18 protein-coding genes, 1 tRNA gene and 1 other RNA gene are annotated in these 16,930 nt (G+C 68.8%); 8 read left to right on the forward strand and 12 right to left on the reverse strand.

What is annotated here, in order from left to right; translation table 11 throughout:
- Positions 1–7: 7 nt before the first annotated feature.
- The 7 genes from AB0F43_RS17195 to AB0F43_RS17225 all read right to left on the reverse strand — a co-directional run bounded on the left by AB0F43_RS17195 (position 8) and on the right by AB0F43_RS17225 (position 7,800).
- Entirely contained in the window at positions 8–661 is a 654-nt protein-coding gene (locus tag AB0F43_RS17195) for a hypothetical protein (protein WP_360476928.1), read from the reverse strand.
- Between the two features lie 18 nt (positions 662–679).
- Positions 680–1,207: a hypothetical protein gene (locus AB0F43_RS17200; protein WP_360476931.1), complete on the reverse strand. Its 528-nt coding sequence runs from the start codon at positions 1,205–1,207 to the stop codon at positions 680–682.
- Between the two features lie 88 nt (positions 1,208–1,295).
- A complete protein-coding gene (locus AB0F43_RS17205) occupies positions 1,296–1,958 on the reverse strand; it encodes a DUF5063 domain-containing protein (protein WP_360476933.1) in 663 nt (220 codons plus the stop codon).
- Positions 1,951–2,550 (reverse strand): recombination mediator RecR, encoded by a 600-nt coding sequence (gene recR / locus AB0F43_RS17210; protein WP_132327031.1) that lies wholly within the window; start codon positions 2,548–2,550, stop codon positions 1,951–1,953. Before recR ends, AB0F43_RS17205 begins: the two co-directional genes overlap by 8 nt.
- Before the next feature lies 1 nt (position 2,551).
- Entirely contained in the window at positions 2,552–3,163 is a 612-nt protein-coding gene (locus AB0F43_RS17215; protein WP_360476936.1) for a YbaB/EbfC family nucleoid-associated protein, read from the reverse strand.
- 222 nt (positions 3,164–3,385) lie between these two features.
- On the reverse strand, positions 3,386–4,000 hold the full coding sequence (locus tag AB0F43_RS17220) for a DUF2461 family protein (RefSeq protein ID WP_360476939.1): 615 nt from the start codon (positions 3,998–4,000) through the stop codon (positions 3,386–3,388).
- 479 nt (positions 4,001–4,479) lie between these two features.
- Entirely contained in the window at positions 4,480–7,800 is a 3,321-nt protein-coding gene (locus AB0F43_RS17225; protein WP_360478794.1) for a DNA polymerase III subunit gamma and tau, read from the reverse strand.
- Between the two features lie 276 nt (positions 7,801–8,076).
- Here AB0F43_RS17225 and AB0F43_RS17230 point away from each other — a divergent pair, with 276 nt between their 5' ends.
- From AB0F43_RS17230 to AB0F43_RS17240, 3 genes are read left to right on the forward strand one after another with little or no spacing between them, the layout of a single operon-like run.
- A complete protein-coding gene (locus AB0F43_RS17230) occupies positions 8,077–8,895 on the forward strand; it encodes a nucleotidyltransferase domain-containing protein (protein ID WP_360476942.1) in 819 nt (272 codons plus the stop codon).
- 39 nt (positions 8,896–8,934) lie between these two features.
- Complete coding sequence (locus AB0F43_RS17235; RefSeq protein WP_360476945.1) at positions 8,935–9,318, forward strand: hypothetical protein; 384 nt, start codon at positions 8,935–8,937, stop codon at positions 9,316–9,318.
- A 50-nt stretch (positions 9,319–9,368) separates the two neighbouring features.
- A complete protein-coding gene (locus AB0F43_RS17240) occupies positions 9,369–9,776 on the forward strand; it encodes a MarR family winged helix-turn-helix transcriptional regulator (protein ID WP_360476947.1) in 408 nt (135 codons plus the stop codon).
- Positions 9,777–10,421: 645 nt separating this feature from the next.
- Here AB0F43_RS17240 and AB0F43_RS17245 read toward each other — a convergent pair.
- The gene (locus AB0F43_RS17245) at positions 10,422–12,047 is read right to left on the reverse strand and encodes a long-chain fatty acid--CoA ligase (RefSeq protein ID WP_360476950.1); all 1,626 of its coding nucleotides are present in this window, start codon (positions 12,045–12,047) and stop codon (positions 10,422–10,424) included.
- A gap of 189 nt (positions 12,048–12,236) precedes the next feature.
- Between AB0F43_RS17245 and AB0F43_RS17250 the strand changes: the two genes are divergently transcribed.
- Positions 12,237–12,722: a MarR family transcriptional regulator gene (locus AB0F43_RS17250; protein WP_360476953.1), complete on the forward strand. Its 486-nt coding sequence runs from the start codon at positions 12,237–12,239 to the stop codon at positions 12,720–12,722.
- Between the two features lie 2 nt (positions 12,723–12,724).
- Complete coding sequence (locus AB0F43_RS17255; protein ID WP_360476955.1) at positions 12,725–13,123, forward strand: SRPBCC family protein; 399 nt, start codon at positions 12,725–12,727, stop codon at positions 13,121–13,123.
- A gap of 62 nt (positions 13,124–13,185) precedes the next feature.
- On the opposite strand, the gene nadE is transcribed toward AB0F43_RS17255, so the two are convergent.
- Both nadE and ffs read right to left on the reverse strand, forming a co-directional pair.
- Positions 13,186–14,004, reverse strand: a complete 819-nt coding sequence (gene nadE, locus AB0F43_RS17260; RefSeq protein WP_360476958.1) for an ammonia-dependent NAD(+) synthetase — start codon at positions 14,002–14,004, stop codon at positions 13,186–13,188.
- Between the two features lie 53 nt (positions 14,005–14,057).
- Positions 14,058–14,154, reverse strand: an RNA gene (ffs, locus tag AB0F43_RS17265) — signal recognition particle sRNA small type.
- Between the two features lie 154 nt (positions 14,155–14,308).
- On the opposite strand from ffs, the gene AB0F43_RS17270 reads away from it, so the two are divergent.
- The gene (locus AB0F43_RS17270) at positions 14,309–14,539 is read left to right on the forward strand and encodes a hypothetical protein (RefSeq protein ID WP_360476961.1); all 231 of its coding nucleotides are present in this window, start codon (positions 14,309–14,311) and stop codon (positions 14,537–14,539) included.
- 19 nt (positions 14,540–14,558) lie between these two features.
- Positions 14,559–15,377, forward strand: a complete 819-nt coding sequence (locus tag AB0F43_RS17275) for a TIGR03620 family F420-dependent LLM class oxidoreductase (RefSeq protein WP_360476964.1) — start codon at positions 14,559–14,561, stop codon at positions 15,375–15,377.
- Positions 15,378–15,381: 4 nt separating this feature from the next.
- On the opposite strand, the gene AB0F43_RS17280 is transcribed toward AB0F43_RS17275, so the two are convergent.
- Entirely contained in the window at positions 15,382–15,888 is a 507-nt protein-coding gene (locus tag AB0F43_RS17280) for a GNAT family N-acetyltransferase (protein WP_360476967.1), read from the reverse strand.
- Entirely contained in the window at positions 15,885–16,511 is a 627-nt protein-coding gene (locus AB0F43_RS17285) for a CatB-related O-acetyltransferase (RefSeq protein WP_360476970.1), read from the reverse strand. Before AB0F43_RS17285 ends, AB0F43_RS17280 begins: the two co-directional genes overlap by 4 nt.
- A 195-nt stretch (positions 16,512–16,706) precedes the next feature.
- Here AB0F43_RS17285 and AB0F43_RS17290 point away from each other — a divergent pair.
- Positions 16,707–16,794, forward strand: a tRNA-Ser gene (locus AB0F43_RS17290).
- The last annotated feature ends 136 nt before the right edge of the window (positions 16,795–16,930 follow it).

Raw genomic sequence — 16,930 nt, forward strand, 5'->3', positions numbered from 1 at the left:
GCAGGTTTCAGGAGCGCGGGTAACCGATCTCGGCGATGCCTTCGGAGAGATCAGACAGGCGGCGTTGCCGGTTGAGCGACGTCACGACGTACTCGGTCAGCGGCATCAGCGCGTAGACGTGCCGGATCGGCTCGAGGTCGAGCGCCAGTTCGTAGTAGTCCTCGGCGAACGTCAGGTACGCCTCCGGCCGTCCGTCCGCGAGCACCTCGAAGAGTTGGTCGGCGCCGTCCTTCTCGGCACCCTCGACCGGTCCACACCGCCATTGCGTGTCGGCCGTCGTACGCCAGAAGGCGACCGTCGCGCGTGGCGCACCCAGCGGATCCCAGAACGCCCTGTCGTCCCGGGCGTGGTGGAACACCTCCGGCACATCGTCGATCAGCTCCGGCCAGGGCCGCATGTCGTTCGCGTACGGCGACAGCGGCGACTCGTGGTCGAAGCCGTACCCGAAGGCACCGTCGGCCGAGAACACGATCGAGTACTCGTTCCCCGACCCGTCTCGCATCAACGCGGTCTCTTCCGTCTCCGACCACCGCGCGTCGAACGAGAAGTAGTTGGTGTTCTCGTCGTCGTTCAGCACCAGATCGAGCACGGCCAACGCCCGGCTGACCCGCTTGGTGGTCTGCAGATCGGGCAACCGCTGAATCACGTCGAAGACAGACATCGCCCCATTCAAGCGGGACTAGGAGGTCTCGTCGAGATAGCGGCGGCCGTACCCCATGACCGCCGCGCGGAGCTCGCGGAGCTTTGCCTCGCGCTTCTTCGCCGACAGGCCATGCCCGACCGGAAACAATTTGTAGGCCCCGTCACGGCCGCGCGACGCGGGCACCTGCTCCGGGCTCAAAGTGGGATCCAGGTAGGCCACCATCCAGGGCCACCGAAAGTCCCCGCCGACGCGGATGTGACCGACCGCGGCCCACGGAACGGTAAGTTCGCGTCCGCCGCGCTTGACGGTCAGATCGGTCGCCGTCAACCGCAACTCGACCGGTCGCCGGATGACCAGGAACCAACTGCGAACGGCCAGGAGGAGGCACAGCACACACAGGACGTTCAGGAGCAGGATGGTGGGTAGGCGGTCCAGGTCGAGCTCCGCGAAATCATGCGGACGCGGCGACAGGCCGAAGGAGAGCAGGGTCATGAGCACCGCTACGACTGCCGGGCGAGCCCGCTTCGTGGTGAACGTCGTCCCCACGTCCATGTGCTGGTGCATTCAGGCCTCCTGACCGTGATCGGGTCCCTCACCGTAGTGGCTGAGGGACCCGTCGGGTGGCGGTCAGGAGTCCGCCTGTGGATAACTCTCAGCGGCGCTGGACGACTTCTTCGGCGACCTCGACCAGTTCGCGGTCGGTGGCCTCGGTCTCCGGGTCGTGCGCCGGCTCCAGCCGGTCGTGCGCGATCAGCGACTGAATGGCCCGCAGTACGGCGCTCGCCGCGGCACCCCACGTGGACACGTAGGAGAACTGCCACCACCACAGCGCCTCGATGACCCGCCCTTCCTCGTAGTGCGCCAGGCCGTGCACGAGGTCGTTGGCGATCGCGGTGAGGTCGTCGGACAGCCGGTTCACGGTGATCTCAGGGGGAGCGGCGTACGGGTCGAAGACCTCGGCGTACTCGTCCAGGCCCTCGAACAGCACGGCCAGCCGGTCCCGCATCGCGTCCAGATCCGGGTCGGGCCCGGCGTCGCTCTCGAACCGCTCCTCGGGCACGAAGTCCTCGAACGCGCCCAGCCGGCCGCCGGCGAGCAGCAGCTGGCTCACCTCGAGCAGCAGGTACGGCAGCGAGGCGAGACCCTCGTCGACACCGTCCTCGTCCGGCTGCGCCGCGATGTCGCGCACCGAGATCAGGAAGCTTCGCACCTGGTCGGCGATCTGCTCGGCGAACTCGGTCAGGTCCTCGGAGTCCGTGCCCAATGCCCTCTCCGCAATGTCAGCAGGGCCCGCAATATCCGCTGGTTCAGTCATCGATAGATCGTCGCCCTTCAAACGCCCGTCCGAGTGTGACCTCGTCGGCGTACTCGAGATCACCGCCTACTGGAAGTCCACTAGCCAAACGGGTGACGCGCAACCCCATGGGCCGGAGCAACCGGCTCAGGTAGGTGGCGGTCGCCTCACCCTCCAGGTTCGGATCGGTGGCCAAGATGATCTCGGTCACCTCGCCACCGGCCAGCCGCTGGAGGAGCTCCTTGATCCGCAGTTCGTCCGGCCCGATGCCCTCGATCGGCGAGATCGCCCCGCCGAGCACGTGATACCGGCCGCGGAACTCCCGGGTCCGCTCGATCGCGACCACGTCCTTGGCCTCCTCGACCACGCAGATCAGGCTCAGGTCGCGACGCGGGTCCCGGCAGATCCGGCACTGCGTCTCCTCCGCGACATTGCCGCAGATCTCGCAGAACTTGACCTTCTCCTTCACCTGCACGAGCACGTGCGCAAGCCGCCGTACGTCGGTCTCGTCGGCCGCGAGCAGATGGAACGCGATCCGTTGCGCGGACTTCGGACCGACACCGGGCAACCGGCCGAGCTCGTCGATGAGGTCCTGAACGGCCCCCTCGTACACGTCAGCCCGAGTTCCGACCGGATACCCCGGCCCCGCCACCCGGGTTGATGAACCCGACCCCACCACCGGACCCGCCGGCGCTCGGACCTGGGCCGGTGCTGCCCGCGCTCGGACCACTCCTGCCTGGGCCGGTGCTTCCGCTCTCGTCGGTATCACCAGCGCCCGAGCCGGGACCGCTCTCGTCGGTCTTGTCTCCGCCAGTGATCCCCGGGGCGGCCGAGGCGCCCGGCAGGCTGAACCCGGCCGGCGCCGACGAGCCACCACCGAGGCCGGACTGGCCTTCGGATCCGAAGCCCGGGATCCCGCCTGCCAGCGGGCCCATTGCGGCGGCCGCGGCCTGCTTGGCGTTCTCCGAGGCGTCCCGGACGGCGGCAACGACCAGGTCGGCCAGCGTCTCGGTGTCGTCCGGATCGACGGCCTCCGGCTTGATGTCAAGGCTCAGCAGCTCACCGGTCCCGGACACCAGCGCGGTCACCAGCCCACCACCGGCCGAGCCCTCGATCTCCTGGCTCTCCAGGTTGGCCTGGGCTTCCATCAACTGGTTCTGCATCGCCTGCGCCTGCGCGAGCAGGTCGGACATGTCGAAGCCGCCAGCACCGCCACCGTCGAACACCGCGATCTCCTCGTCGAGCCGCTACTTGTCACCGAGCCTCAACCCTATCCGGTCCCCCGGACAACCCCACCACCCACCAGAAACCGACCTGTCTCCCCAACCTATCCACAACCCTGTGGATAGAGGTGTCCACAGGGTTGTGGATCTTGTGGATACCCGTCACCCCGAGTCTGGGCACGACCCACACCCCCCGCGCGACCCTGTGCACGGGACCCTGCCGAGCTACGGCTTCTCCCAGCCGGCCGGAGCGACGTAATCGGTGTACCAGGTGGTGAGCTCGACGAGAGGCCGCAGCGCCTCGGTGATCAGCCCGATGTCGTCGGTGTCGATCGGCTTCTCCGCGTAGACAGACCGCAGCCGGAGGAGGCCGGCCCGAGGATGGTCCGCCGAGTACTGACCCGGCATACGAAGCCTGCTCGACCCGGCGAGTTCGAAACCGTTGGACCGCAGCCGCTGGACGATCCCGGCAAGCTCCCCGCCACTGGCCTCGGCGTCGACCATCGCCCGAAACAGCTCCACCTGATCACCAGCCGGACTCGCCGACCCACCACCAAGCGTGAGCCGGTCAAGGTCAAACGTGAACGTGATCCGAATCCGGCGCGCAATCCACGACGTCGCACGCTGACGCTGCCAAGCGCCCGGCCGATCGGACAGCCCACCCAACCAGAACTTCCCGAACTCCCCCATCGCCTCAAGCTCATCGCAAAGCTCCTGCAAGGGCCCCCGAACGTACCGCTCCAAGTCATCGCGGTGCGTCTCCAACTGACCCGGGCTCGGATCCCCCTCGAGATCAGCCAGTACGTCAAACGCCGCGTCGGCCCACCCCTGAAAACCCATACCCCGCAATCTGCCACCCCCCACCGACAACCCACCGTCCCACTTCGACGACCCCACCGGCCACGTTGGCGACCTCACCGGCTGATCTCCCCGACCCCATCGGCGCACGTCGGCGACCTGCCGACCTATCTCGATGACCCCACCGACCCACTTCGGTTACCTCACCCGCGTACCTCCGCGAACCCACCAGCCACTTCGGCAACTCACAGGCGCACGTCGGCGTCGATCTCACCGGCGCAACCTCGGCCAACTCATCGGCCCACGTCGGCGACCTATCTCGGCTTCCACCGGCCACCTCGACGACCCCACCGCCAGACCTCGCCGACCCCACCGGCGTACGTCGGCACCCCGCCGGCGCCTCGGCGAGCCCGCCGGCCCACGGGTGTAAGTCGACACCTCGGGAGCGCGTTTGAGGTTTGGGTGATGATCTGGGCGCCGAGGTGATCCTCGGCGGGGGCCCAGGGCCGGGCATCAGTTGGTCAGTTGGGTTCTTCGGTGATGATCTGGGCGCCGAGGGTCTCGCGGAGGAGGTCGGTGTGGGAGCGCGAGTCCTCTTCCAGCACGATGTCGTCCTCGCCGATCGCGTCCGCTTCTTCCTCCGGCGTCAGCGGTACCGCCGGCGCCGCGGGAGCCGCGGCAGCCCGACGAGCCTGTTCTGCCGCCACAGCCGCTTCCGCAGCCCGCCGCTTGCTGGCCGCCTGCTCACGCCGATCCACCGGCGCCGCCCGCCGCGCTCCTGATGCCGCCCCGGCTGACCGCCCTGTGCCCGCCCCCGGTCGCGGGGTAGGCCCGTCATCCCAAGGATCCGGCTCCGGCGGCACGTCGTACTCCGAGTCCGGCGGCTCCTGGACGGCGACCGCCGCCCCAGGCTCATCGGTCCACTGACCGGTACGCCCCGAGCTGCCCGGCCCACCCACATCGCCCGACCCAGCGCCGGCCTGACCGCCACTCTCCAACGAGCCGTTGCCAGCTACTCCACCGGCAGGCCCTCGCACCCCAGCCTGGTCACCCGACTGCGACGACCCCTGCGTCCCGCCCGTCTCCGACCAGCCAGCACCTGCCCCACCAGCTCCAGCGCCCCCAGCCTCACCAGAGCCCGCTCCTGCACCGCCGGAGGCCGTCCTTGGACCGGCCGAGCCTGCTACAGCCGCACCAGAGCTAGCTTCACTGGCACGCGCCGCAGCGTCGCCGAATCCACTCGCTCCTCCGGACCCGCCCCCGCTCGCACCGGCACCCGCAGCAACACCGCCTGCACCTGGCCCACCAGCACCTGGCCCACCAGCATCTGTCCCGCCAGCCCCAGGACCGCCGACCCCAGGACCACCCGCACCAGCACCGCCAGCCCCAGGCCCGCTCACGCCCGCACCGGCACCCGCGGCCCTGCCCGCACCGGCACCGCCGACTCCGGCTCCACCCGCGCCGCCAGCGCCCGCACCACCGGCTGCAGCTCCAGCCGCACCTGCGCCACCAGCTCCAGCAGTGCCCGCGTGGCCGCCTGATGCGCCACCCGACCCTCCGCCGTGCGGTCCACCGCCGCCCGAGCCAGCAGGACCGCCGCTAGATCCACCGGGCGCACCGCCGCTCGATCCACCCGGGGCACCCTGCGGTCCGCCGGAGCGCGGGCCGCCGGTGTGGTGACCACCGCCCGCCCCGGGATCGGTGGACGGGTCGACAACTGCCTCGACACGGCGGTTCAGACCGATCGTGTCGATCATCGCCTGCCGCAGAATCTCGTCGCTCCCTGAACGGGCGAAGCTCTCCCGCGCACCTGCATTCACCAAACCGAGCGTCAGAGTCTGGTCGTCGATCGCGATGACCTGCGCGTTCTGGCTCAGCATGATCCAGGCGAACCGCCGCTTCGCCTTCACCGCCTCGAGCACCTCAGGCCACAACCGCCGGATATCCGCCAACCCAACGGCTCCCGCTGACGGAGCAGCCGCCGCTCCCGCCCCACCCGCTGCAGGCGCAGCGCCGCCCGATTGCGGCGAAGTAACCGATCCTGGTGCGGACGCCGACGCAGACGTTGGATGCGCAGAGGTTATTGAGCCGGCCGACTCATCCGCCCAGGCTCCAGACCGCGCCGCCGCACTGGCGGGTGGGCCGTCGACAGCACGAGCGGCTGACTGCGCGTCGCCTGAACCAGTCCCATCCCGGGCGGCCTGCCCCGAGCCAGCATCAGCCGCTACCCCCAGCGCGACACCACCGGCCGAACCGCTGGCATCCGCACCGCCGCCAGCCCCGCCACCACCTGACGCACCAGCGCCTGTCTCACCGCGCACCGGCGCACCACCAGCCGCGCCACCGGCCGCACCAGCAGTTGCCGCTCCATCACCTGACGCACCGGCTGGCGTACCTCCACCTGCTGCACCGGCTGGCGTCGTACCGGGGCCAGCTGCGCCGGCAGTCGCCGTACTGGCGCCGACTGCACCGGCTGCCGCCGTACCAGCTCCTGCGTTGCCAGTAGTCGGCGTGCCCCCGGCTCCCGCGGCGGCGCGGGCTGCGGCGCGGCTGGTGGCTGCGTCGGGGCCCGGAGCGCTCGCGTACTCGGCCGGCTGACCTGCGTCCGCCGTACCGGGGACTCCGATGGCGAGGCGGCGTTCCATCCGGTCGAGGCGGGCTTGGATGCCGTTGGTGGAGTCGTCGGCGCCGGGCAGCAGGACCTTCGCGCAGATGAGCTCCAGCTGCAGTCGCGGTGCCGTGGCCCCGCGCATCTCCAGCAGACCGGCCGCGACGATGTCCGCCGCCCGGGTCAGCTCCGCGGCGCCGATCCCGGCGGCCTGGGTCTGCAGCCGCTCGCCCTGGTCCTCGGCGCCCTCGATCAGGCCGGAGACGATCGCGTTCGGTACGGCGGACAGCACGACCAGATCGCGCAACCGCCGGAGCAGATCCTCGGCGAAGCGCTTCGGGTCCTGGCCGGTCTCGATCACCTTCTCGATCGTCTCGAACACGGCCTTGCTGTCATGCGCGGCGAACCCGTCCACACACGCATCGAGCAATGAGTCCGGCGTGAAGCCGAGCAGCGCGACGGCCAGCTCGTACGTGACGCCGCCCGGCCCCGCACCACCGATCAACTGATCCAGCACGCTCAGCGAGTCACGGACCGAACCGGCACCGGCCCGCACCACCAGCGGCAGGGCGGCCGGCTCGATCGCGACGCCCTCGGACTGGCAGAGCGAGGCCATGTAGTCGCCGAGAACCTTCGGCGGGACCAGACGGAACGGGTAGTGATGGGTCCGGGACCGGATCGTCCCGATCACCTTGTCCGGCTCGGTGGTGGCGAAGATGAACTTCAGGTGCGGCGGCGGCTCCTCGACCAGCTTCAGCAGGGCGTTGAAGCCCTGCGTGGTGACCATGTGCGCCTCGTCGATGATGTAGATCTTGTAGCGGCTCTCCACCGGCGCGAAGAACGCCCGCTCGCGCAGGTCACGCGCGTCGTCGACACCACCGTGCGAGGCGGCATCGATCTCGATCACGTCGATGCTGCCGGGGCCGCCACGGGCCAGGTCGGTGCAGGACTTGCACACCCCGCACGGCTCGGCGATCGGGCCCTTCTCGCAGTTGATCGCGCGGGCCAGGATCCGGGCGCTGGTGGTCTTACCGCACCCGCGCGGGCCGGAGAACAGGTAGGCGTGGTTGACCCGGTTGTTGCTCAACGCGTTCCGCAGCGGCGCCGTGACATGGTCCTGCCCGATCACCTCGGCGAACGTCTCCGGGCGATACCGGCGGTACAACGCAAGGGGTGCTTCCACGCCCGCCACCCTAGCGCCGCCCGCCGACAAATCCTCCCCACGCCCTACCAACCCCAACTCCACCCCCGACACCAGGCTCCGGCAACCGGAGGATGCGCCGCCGAGCGACCGCCGTACGGCGAGTAGGCCGGGGCCATGGCGGGTTTCGTCTCCACTGGCGGGTTGCAGCACGCCAGCGGTGACATAACCCGCCAGTCGGTGATACCCCGGATGGGCCGGCGAGCGGCCGCCGTACGGCGAACACGTGGGAGCACGCTGGTGCGGGAGACGACCGGGGATGCCGACTAGCGGCCGCCGGGGCGCGTGGGCGGAAGTACGCTGGCGCGGGTGACGAGCGGAGACCACAGGCAGCAGCAGGTTATTGAGCGCGCTCGCGCCGTACTCCCAGAGGACGAACGCATTCTCGCCGTCTATCTGATCGGCAGCTACGGCACCGGGGAGGCGGACAGGTTCAGCGATGTCGATGTGCACTGTGTCGTGACCGACGACGCTATTGACTGGTTCGTGGAGAACTGGGCGGACGTGCTGCGGAGGATCACCGGACCGACCGTGCTCGCCGATCGGATCCCCGGGATCGTGTGCGGCGGTCTCGGTATCACGCCCGACTGGGTTCACGTCGACCTCATCATCCATCCACTCGGCTCCTTCGACCGCTTCCAGTACGACGGGGTCCGCGTGCTGTTCGACCGTGACGGGACGCTGTTTCCGGACGGCGACCAGCCTTCGCAAGGCGGTCGCGTGGGTACGCCGTACTGGCCGGAGCAGACGGTGAACCTCTTCTTCTACTTCCTGGGGAACTTGGTCACCGTGCTCGGCCGGGACGAACGCATCGTCGCCAACCAGGGCGTTGGCGTGCTCCGCGACCAGCTCATCGCCCTGATGCTCGCCGAACGCGGAGTGCGCCGTACCAGCGGAGCCAAACGCCTCAACGCCTTACTGTCCGACGAGCAACGAGCCGTTCTCGAAGCGATCCCGCCTACCGGCACCGACCCGGCCGACATCCTGGCCGCCAATCAGTACATCGTCCGCGAGTTCATCCGCCGCGGCACCACTCTGGCGAACCAGACCGGCGGGCCGTGGCCGGCAGAGTTCGTCGACGCAACGCTCGCTCACCTCCATGACCACTTTGACGTCACCTTCGTCTGAGCCCTCCGCGATCTATGCGAATCGCATACAATTACGGCCATGGGAGCTGATGAGCTGGAGAAGGCCGTCAATCGCTGGCATCTGACGGTCAACGGCGGTGATCTGGACGGAGCCGCTGGTGCGGTCACCGATCCGGTCGTCGTACTGGGACCGAAGGGCGCCGGGCCGATCACGCCGAGCGGGTTTGCGGACTGGGTGCAGCGGTCGGGGATCAGGCTGGTCCCGAAGTCGTGGCATCCGATCAGCGAGCGCCTCATGGTCGTCGAACAGGACGCCACATGGCCCGGCAGCACCTCCCCGACCCGAGTGGCCACGCTGTTCAGGGTCACCGGCGAGAAGGTCTCGGCGGCACTGCGACTGCCGGACCTCAGGTCGGCGCTCGAACTGGCCTACATCTACCGCGAACTGGCCGCCACCCAGTGAGCACGCCAACTGCACGGCCTGCAGGTCACGACCGCGGACCTGGGCAGGTCTTGTTCGAGTTCGTCCGGCACTGGTCGCGGCGCTCGTACGACGATCCTCGGATCGCCGAACAGGGACGTCTCGTCCTCGTCACCGAGGCCGTCAACTCGGTCGCCCAGCGCCAGGCGGCGACCATCAACGCGATCGCCCATGAAATCGGCATCGACCAAAGCGGGGCTTCTCGACTGGTGAAGGAAGCAGTTGCCGCCGGCTACCTCCAGACCCAACCCGCCGAAACCGACACTCGCCGGCGCGACGTGACCGTCACCAAGTCGGGCCTCGCCATGCTCAACCACGCCCACCAGTGGCAGGAAGAGATCTTCGCCCAACTAACCACCACCTGGACCTCTCGACAACGCGCCACCTTCCACCAAGCAATGCAAAACCTCCTCGAGACGTCCCACGCCCTCAACCCGTAAACGCACCCCCGGTCACCCGTTCCCTTGTCCACGTCCGACGAGGCGGGCCCCGACACCATGAGATCTGAGGTCGGCGATGGGGCTGGCCTACGCCGGCCCCCACCCGTGGGGGCTGGCCCGAATCTCACACCGCGCAGAGCCGGGCCCCATCCCGTGCGGGACAACCCGCGCTATCGGGAGCGCGGGGCACCGGACTGCGAGCCCGAGGAGGCGGTCCGACGCCCCGCTCCTGTGAGGTGGACGCAAGCGTCGGCCATGGAGGCCCGGGCTGGCACCGCACACCCGCGCGGACGCTTGCACCGAGCCCCACACCCGGCGGACAACCCGCGCTAGCGGCAGACGCACCGAGCACCGGGGCTGGAGCGGGGTGCGAGGCGCGGGCAGTCGGACTGCCGGGGTGCGGACTGCCGGGTGCGGGCTCCCGGGCGCGCGGTCCGGGGGGCTGCTGGGTGCGGACTGCCGGGATGCGCGGTCCGGGGCGCGGACTGCCGGGTGCGGGCTCCGGGGCGCGCGGTCCAGGGGGCTGCTGGGTGCGGACTGCCGGGATGCGCGGTCCGGGGTGCGGGGTGCCAGGTGCGGGCTGCCGGGGTGCCAGGTGCGGGGTGCCGGAGTCCGGGGTGCGGGGTGTGCCCGCATCGTCCGCAGTTAGTCGAGGGGGTAGTTGGCGAAGCGGGAGCGGAGGTCCTTCTTGGAGAATTTGCCTACTGAGGTTTTGGGGACTTCGTCGATGAATTCGACGGCGTCGGGGAGCCACCACTTGGCTACCTGAGGTCTGAGGTAGTCGAGGATTTCGTCGGCGGTGGAGGTGGCGCCTTCCTGGAGGACGATGCAGGCGAGGGGGCGTTCGTCCCACTTGGGGTGGGGTACCCCGATGACGGCGGCCTCCTTGACCGCGGGGTGGGCCATCAGGAGGTTCTCCAGCTCGACTGAGCTGATCCATTCGCCGCCGGACTTCACCAGGTCCTTGGTGCGGTCGACCAGGCGCACCGAGCCGAACTGGTCGATCGCCGCGACGTCGCCGGTCTTCATCCACCCGTCTTCCGTGCTCAGCCGGACACCGTCGTCGGGACGGTAGTACTCGGCGGCGATCCACGGCCCGCGCACCTGGAGCTCGCCCGTCGCCTCGTCGTCCCAGGGCAACGGCTTGATCGACCCGGGCTCGACGATGCGCACCTCGACACCTGGCAGCGGCTGTCCCTGTCGGGCACGCAGCCGGGCCTTCTTGTCCTCGGGCAAGTCCTCGTACCGAGCCGGCACGTGCGCGGCGGTCGCCACCGGGCTGGTCTCCGTCATACCCCACGCCTGCAGGATCGGCCGGCCGAGCTTCTCTCGGAACGCCTCCGACAACGCCATCGGTACGGCGGACCCGCCACACGGGACCCGTCGCAGCTTCGGCAACTCAACCCCCTCCAGCAAGGGCAACAGGCCTTGCCAGATTGTCGGCACGCCCGCAGCGAGCGTGACCTCCTGCTCCTGGAGCAGCTTGAGGATCCCCTGCGGGCTCATGTCCGGCCCCGGGAACACCAGACTGGCCCCCGCCATCGGAGCCGCATGCGCGAGACCCCACGCGTTGGCGTGGAACATCGGCACGACAGGCATCACCGTGTCCGTCTCGGCCAACCCGATTCCTGCGTTGGTCAGTACGCCGATGGAGTGCAGCCAGGTGGATCGGTGCGAATACACCACACCCTTCGGATTGCCCGTCGTACCGCTCGTGTAGCACATCGCGGCCGCTTGGTTCTCGTCCGAGACGTGGAACTCGACCGGCTCCGCCGCGGCCAGTAGCTCCTCGTAGTCGTGGAATCGTGGATCGTCCGGCACCTCAGGCCCGGGTGCGCCAGCCGGCAGATCGTCCATCACGACGACATGCCTGACCAACGGCAACCGGTCGAGCAGTGGCAGGAAGAGACCGAGCAACGACTTGTCGACGAAGACGACCTCGTCCTCGGCATGGTTCGCGATGTAGACGACTTGATCGGGGAAGAGCCTGATGTTGAGGGTGTGCAGCACCCGGCCGGTGCAGGGCGCGGCGAAGTACAGCTCGAGGTGACGCCCCGAGTTCCACGCGAACGTCGCCACCCGGCCGTCCGCGCTGATCCCGAGTGTGTCCAGTACGCCGCCTAGTCGTCTGGTCCGCGCGGCCCACTCGGCGTACGTCAGTCTCGTCGGCGCCGGACCGCCGGTGTAGACGGTCTTGTCCGGGTAGAACTGCTCAGCCCGGAGGAAGATCGTGTCCAGGGACAGCTGGTAGTTCTGCATCAGACCCTTCATGCAGACACTCTGCCAGCCGCGATGTCCCCTTGACCATGACCTCAACCGGACTTTCTCACGCACTCTTCGTGCACTCCGAACCGCACTCCGACCGCACTCCGACCGCACCCCGGACCGCCCGAAAGCGCAACGCACCATCAGCGTGGCAGTTAGATGACATGACATACATGTCGTGTAATATTTCAGACCATGAAGGTGGTCGAGGAGCTGCGTTATCTCGTGCTGGCGATCCAGCGCGAGGGCAACCGGCTGCTCGCCGCCGAGCTGCGCCCGCTCGGAATCACGCCCTCACAGGCCGAAGTGCTGCGCGTACTCCGTGATCACGGGCCGCTGACTCTCAACGCCCTCGGCGGTCTCCTGGTCTGCGAGACCGGCAACAGCCCGAGCCGTCTCGTCGACCGCCTGGTCGCGCAGGGACTGGTCAAACGTGGCATCGACAAGGTCGACCGGCGTTACCTCGCGTTAAGCCTGACCGCGCAGGGCCGTGCCCTGCACCGGCGCATCGTCACCGCGGAGAACCGCCTGCACCGGACCATGAACAACCTCGTCGCCGGCCAGCCCCTCGACGAGACCATCACGACACTGCGGGCCATCGCCGACGCCTTTCCCGCCGGAGCCGCTCTGGCCCGCCGGCGCGACCCCGAGTACGACCACACCCTCGCTCAGGAGAGATAGTCATGGAACAAGCGACCGACACCATCCCCGCCAGCCAGGCGGCGATCCGTCACGTCCTCCTGGACGCGCTCGCGCTGCCGGAGTGGAACGAGGCCTTCCTGAGCATCGACGGTCCGGCCGACGCTCAGGCAAACACCCGCTATGACCTCCGGGTGCGGCCGGGTCTCACCGGCGAACTGCAGTACACGGTGATCGAGCCGGACCGCATCGAGATCACCTGGCAGGTCCCCGGCTTCCGCGAGGTCGGCACCTGGACCATCGCCGCCGACGGCCAGGTCACCCACGCCTTCGAGCAGACCGGCCCACTGGCCACGGTCCTCCGCCCGGCGTACCGCAACATCGCCACCATCCGTCTGGCCCGCCTCGCCAACCGCATCCGGCAGTTCGCCCACACCTCCTGACCCGGAGCCCATAGCTCCCGACCAGAAGCCCAGCACCCTCGTTTCAGCTGCCAGCAACAGGCTCAGACTGCCAGCGGCACAGCGCGTTTGTGGGCCGTACGCCGGTGCGCGGCGATGATCGTGGCCGCCGCCTGCTCACTCACGTCACGGCCCTCGAGGAAGTCGTCGATCTCGTCGTACGTCACCCCGAGCGCGACCTCGTCCGGCAGACCCGGGTTGTTCGTCTCCAGGTCGGCCGTCGGCACCTTGCCCGTGAGTACGTCGGACGCACCGAGCCGCGCCCCGATCGCCCGGACCCGGCGCTTCGTCAGCCCGGACAACGGCGTCAGGTCACACGCGCCGTCGCCGTACTTGGTGTAGAACCCCATCACGGCCTCGGCCGCGTGGTCCGTGCCGACGACCAGCCCGCCGCGCGCGCCGGCGACGACGTACTGCGCGATCATCCGCTGCCGCGCCTTGATGTTGCCGACGTGGTAGTCCGCCCGGTCGTCGCCGAGGCCCGCGTGCCGGACTGACTCGACCATCGCGTCGGTGGCCGGCTTCACGTCGACCACGAGCGTCTCGTCCGGCCGGATGAACTCCAGCGATCGCTGCGCGTCCTCCTCGTCCACCTGGACGCCGTACGGCAGCCGCATCGCGATGAAGGTCGCCTGACCGCCCTCGGCCCGGACCCGCTCGACCGCGAGCTGGCACAGGCGGCCCGCCGTACCGGAGTCGACCCCGCCGCTGATGCCGAGCACGTACGACGACGCGCCGGTACGCCGGAGTTGGTCGGCCAGGAACTCGATCCGCCGCTCGATCTCCACGTCCACGTCGAACGACGCGGGTACGCCGAGCTCGGCGATGATCAGTTCCTGCAGGTAGCGGCGTTCCTCGCTCATCGGGCTCCCTCGCTGTCTCGGTTCGGCTGGACCAGCCTAGACAAGGGCCCGGACATGAGGATTCCCCGCGCACCCGGAAGAGCTCACTTACCCTTGCTGCCTTCCGGCCCTGGGGGAGTTGGGCGAGATACCGCCACGCGGGGAACCAGCCAGAAGTGTACGTGATGGCGACCCCACGACCGAAATCGAGACCCCGGGGCCATGCCCCCACCGCCGCTCAAACTTTTCCTCAAGCGAACACAACAGATCCGCCCGGTGGCGCGTTTTACCTCCAGCCGGTGCCGAGCCGGCGGATGGAGAGCCGATGACCTTCGAGCAGTGGGCCCGCACCCACCTGGTGGTCGACGGACGGCCGGCCCGGCTCGAGGGGCCCGCCTACCTCCGGGTCTGGTACGCCGGTTTCAACCTGCAGATGAGTGCCGAAGACGCCGGACTGGCCGATCCCCGGAGGGAACTGTTCGAGATCGTCGACGGGATGACGCTGGCGAACCCCCAGAACCCGGCCAGCTGGCTACCCGTCCGCGTTGGCCTGTGAGGCGAACTACGCTGGTTGGGTGACGAGTCATCAATTTGGTCCGTTCGGGATCACCACGGGTCTTGACAGCAGCCCTGAGTCCTTGGCCGCGGCCCTCGCGGCCGAGGAGCTCGGGTACCCCGCGATCTGGTTGTCCGGCGGCCGGCTGCCCGGTCTCCAGACCATCGTCGACCTGGTCGGTGCAACCACATCGATCAACTTCGTCAGCGGCATCCTCTCGGTCGACCAATACCGTGCCGAGGACGTGAGTACGACGTACGCCTCGGTGGAAGCGTCCGCGCCGGGCCGGTTCACCGTCGGTCTCGGTGGTGCGCACGGCCCTAGGCCGTTGGCCACGCTCAACACCTTCCTCGACGCGCTGGACGGCGTACCGCAAGAGCGTCGCCTGCTCGCCGCGCTCGGCCCACGGATGCTCGAACTGGCCCGGGACCGGTCGGCCGGTGCGTACCCGTTCCTGATCACGCCGTCGTACTCCGCACAGGCGCGGACGGTGCTCGGCCCGGACAAGCTGCTCGCGGTCAGCCATCTGGTCGTGGTCGAGACCGACGCGGAGCGGGCGCGGGCGATCGCGCGGAACACGATCGGCTTCTTCCCTCGGCTTCCCGGGTACGCCGCCTCGCTCAAGCGGCAAGGGTTCACCGATGCGGAGCTCGAGCAGCTGCCGGACCACCTGATCGACGCATTGGCAGCGTGGGGTACGCCGGCCGACGTCAAGGCGAAGCTGAGCGAGCACCTCGACGCCGGCGCCGACCACGTCGCGATCAACGTGATCACCGGGGTCACAGGTCCGCAGCCGATCGAGCAGTGGCGAGCGTTGGCGGGCACGCTGCTCGAGTGACGCGCTAGGTCAGCTGCTTCTCGTACAGGCGCGCGGTCGACTCCAGCTTGTCGTACCGGTACGGCCGCTCCTCACCGGTCGGCTCGAACCCTTGCCGCAGCCAGAACCCCGTGGCCACGTGCGCGTTCGTGTCCACGACTGCCAGTCGCAGTGTCCGCACCTCGGGCCACGTCGTCTCGACGTACCGCTGGATGAGTTCGTACGTCGCCTTGCCGAGCCCGAGACCCTGGTGGTTCCAATGGACCTCGAGTAAGCCGATGAAGGCGGTGTGGTCGTTCGGATAGCCCCGGAGGAGGTCGGCCACGGCGACCAGGCGGTCGTCCTGGAACGCGCCCAGCACGACCTTCGCTTCCTCGGGCAAGTGCTCCGGACGCATCATCAGCAGGCTCTGCGCGTCCGACGATCCGGGCGGGTAACCGGTGATCCGCTCGGTGTAACCGGAATCGGATTCGATCAGCTCCTGCAGCGCGTCCACGTCGCCGGGTTCGATCGGCCGCAGTACCAACGTCACGACTCGAGCTCCTCGATGCTGCCGGCCATGATCGCGCGGACGTTCGCCGTCACCCGCTCGACCGGCCAGTCCCACCAGGCGATCTCTTGAAGCCTGGCGACGTCCGCTGCCGGGAACCTGGTGCGGATCAGCTTCGCCGGGTTCCCGCCGACGATCCCGTACGGCGGTACGTCGTCCACCACGACCGCACCGGACGCGATGATCGCGCCGTCCCCGATCGTCACCCCGGGCATCACCAGGCTGCGGTACCCGAACCACACGTCGTTCCCGACCACGGTGTCCCCGCGGCCCGGCAGCCCGGTGATCAGGTCGAAATGCTCCGCCCAGGCCCCGCCCATGATCGGGAAGGGGAACGTCGACGGGCCGTCCATCCGGTGGTTGGCGCCGTTCATGATGAACGTGGTGCCCTCGCCGAGAGCGCAGTACCTGCCGATGCGAAGCCGCTCGGGACCGTAGTGATACAGCACGTTGCTGGTCTCGAACGCGCCCGGGTCATTCGGATCGTCGTAGTACGTATAGTCCCCTACCTCGATCAACGGCGACTTCACCACAGCCTTGAGCAGGACCACTCGCTCGACGTCAGGCATCGGGTGAACCACATCCGGATCCGGAGCTCCGTCCATGCCGCCGACCCTAAATGAGCACGCCCACCACCAGCAGCAGGATTAGGCCCGCCCGCGATGGCCCTGCGCGGCCCGGCGGAGCATGCGCCACCACTGCCACCCACTCCCGCTCACGCTCACCCCTACCAGCACAGTCCTCCAGGTTCACAGCCCCGATTTCAGGTTCCCGAGCCGTCTCGCGTATCCTCTCCGCTTGGAGGATTCGCCTAGAGGCCTAGGGCGCACGCTTGGAAAGCGTGTTGGGGGCAACCCCTCACGAGTTCGAATCTCGTATCCTCCGCCACTCCCCGGAGTCAAGAAACCGCAGGTCAGAGCCAGGTTTCACGCTTCCGGAGGACGAACAAGAGCCGGGGCGGCTCCCTAGTCAGGGAGCCGCCCCGGAGTCGTTCCGTCTCAGTTTCCGTCTCAGTTGTCCTACG

This window comes from Kribbella sp. NPDC023972, assembly GCF_040639075.1.
In the GTDB taxonomy this organism is placed as follows: domain Bacteria; phylum Actinomycetota; class Actinomycetes; order Propionibacteriales; family Kribbellaceae; genus Kribbella.

What these genes read in the sequence shown, in the direction of transcription:
- AB0F43_RS17250 (WP_360476953.1), top strand. Translation starts at nt 12,237, where the DNA reads ATGAAGGTGGTCGAGGAGCTGCGTTATCTCGTGCTGGCGATCCAGCGC.
- AB0F43_RS17200 (WP_360476931.1), bottom strand. Translation starts at nt 1,207, where the DNA reads ATGCACCAGCACATGGACGTGGGGACGACGTTCACCACGAAGCGGGCT.
- AB0F43_RS17220 (WP_360476939.1), bottom strand. Translation starts at nt 4,000, where the DNA reads ATGGGTTTTCAGGGGTGGGCCGACGCGGCGTTTGACGTACTGGCTGAT.
- nadE (WP_360476958.1), bottom strand. Translation starts at nt 14,004, where the DNA reads ATGAGCGAGGAACGCCGCTACCTGCAGGAACTGATCATCGCCGAGCTC.
- AB0F43_RS17285 (WP_360476970.1), bottom strand. Translation starts at nt 16,511, where the DNA reads ATGGACGGAGCTCCGGATCCGGATGTGGTTCACCCGATGCCTGACGTC.
- AB0F43_RS17235 (WP_360476945.1), top strand. Translation starts at nt 8,935, where the DNA reads ATGGGAGCTGATGAGCTGGAGAAGGCCGTCAATCGCTGGCATCTGACG.
- AB0F43_RS17205 (WP_360476933.1), bottom strand. Translation starts at nt 1,958, where the DNA reads ATGACTGAACCAGCGGATATTGCGGGCCCTGCTGACATTGCGGAGAGG.
- AB0F43_RS17195 (WP_360476928.1), bottom strand. Translation starts at nt 661, where the DNA reads ATGTCTGTCTTCGACGTGATTCAGCGGTTGCCCGATCTGCAGACCACC.
- AB0F43_RS17255 (WP_360476955.1), top strand. Translation starts at nt 12,725, where the DNA reads ATGGAACAAGCGACCGACACCATCCCCGCCAGCCAGGCGGCGATCCGT.
- AB0F43_RS17270 (WP_360476961.1), top strand. Translation starts at nt 14,309, where the DNA reads ATGACCTTCGAGCAGTGGGCCCGCACCCACCTGGTGGTCGACGGACGG.
- AB0F43_RS17245 (WP_360476950.1), bottom strand. Translation starts at nt 12,047, where the DNA reads ATGAAGGGTCTGATGCAGAACTACCAGCTGTCCCTGGACACGATCTTC.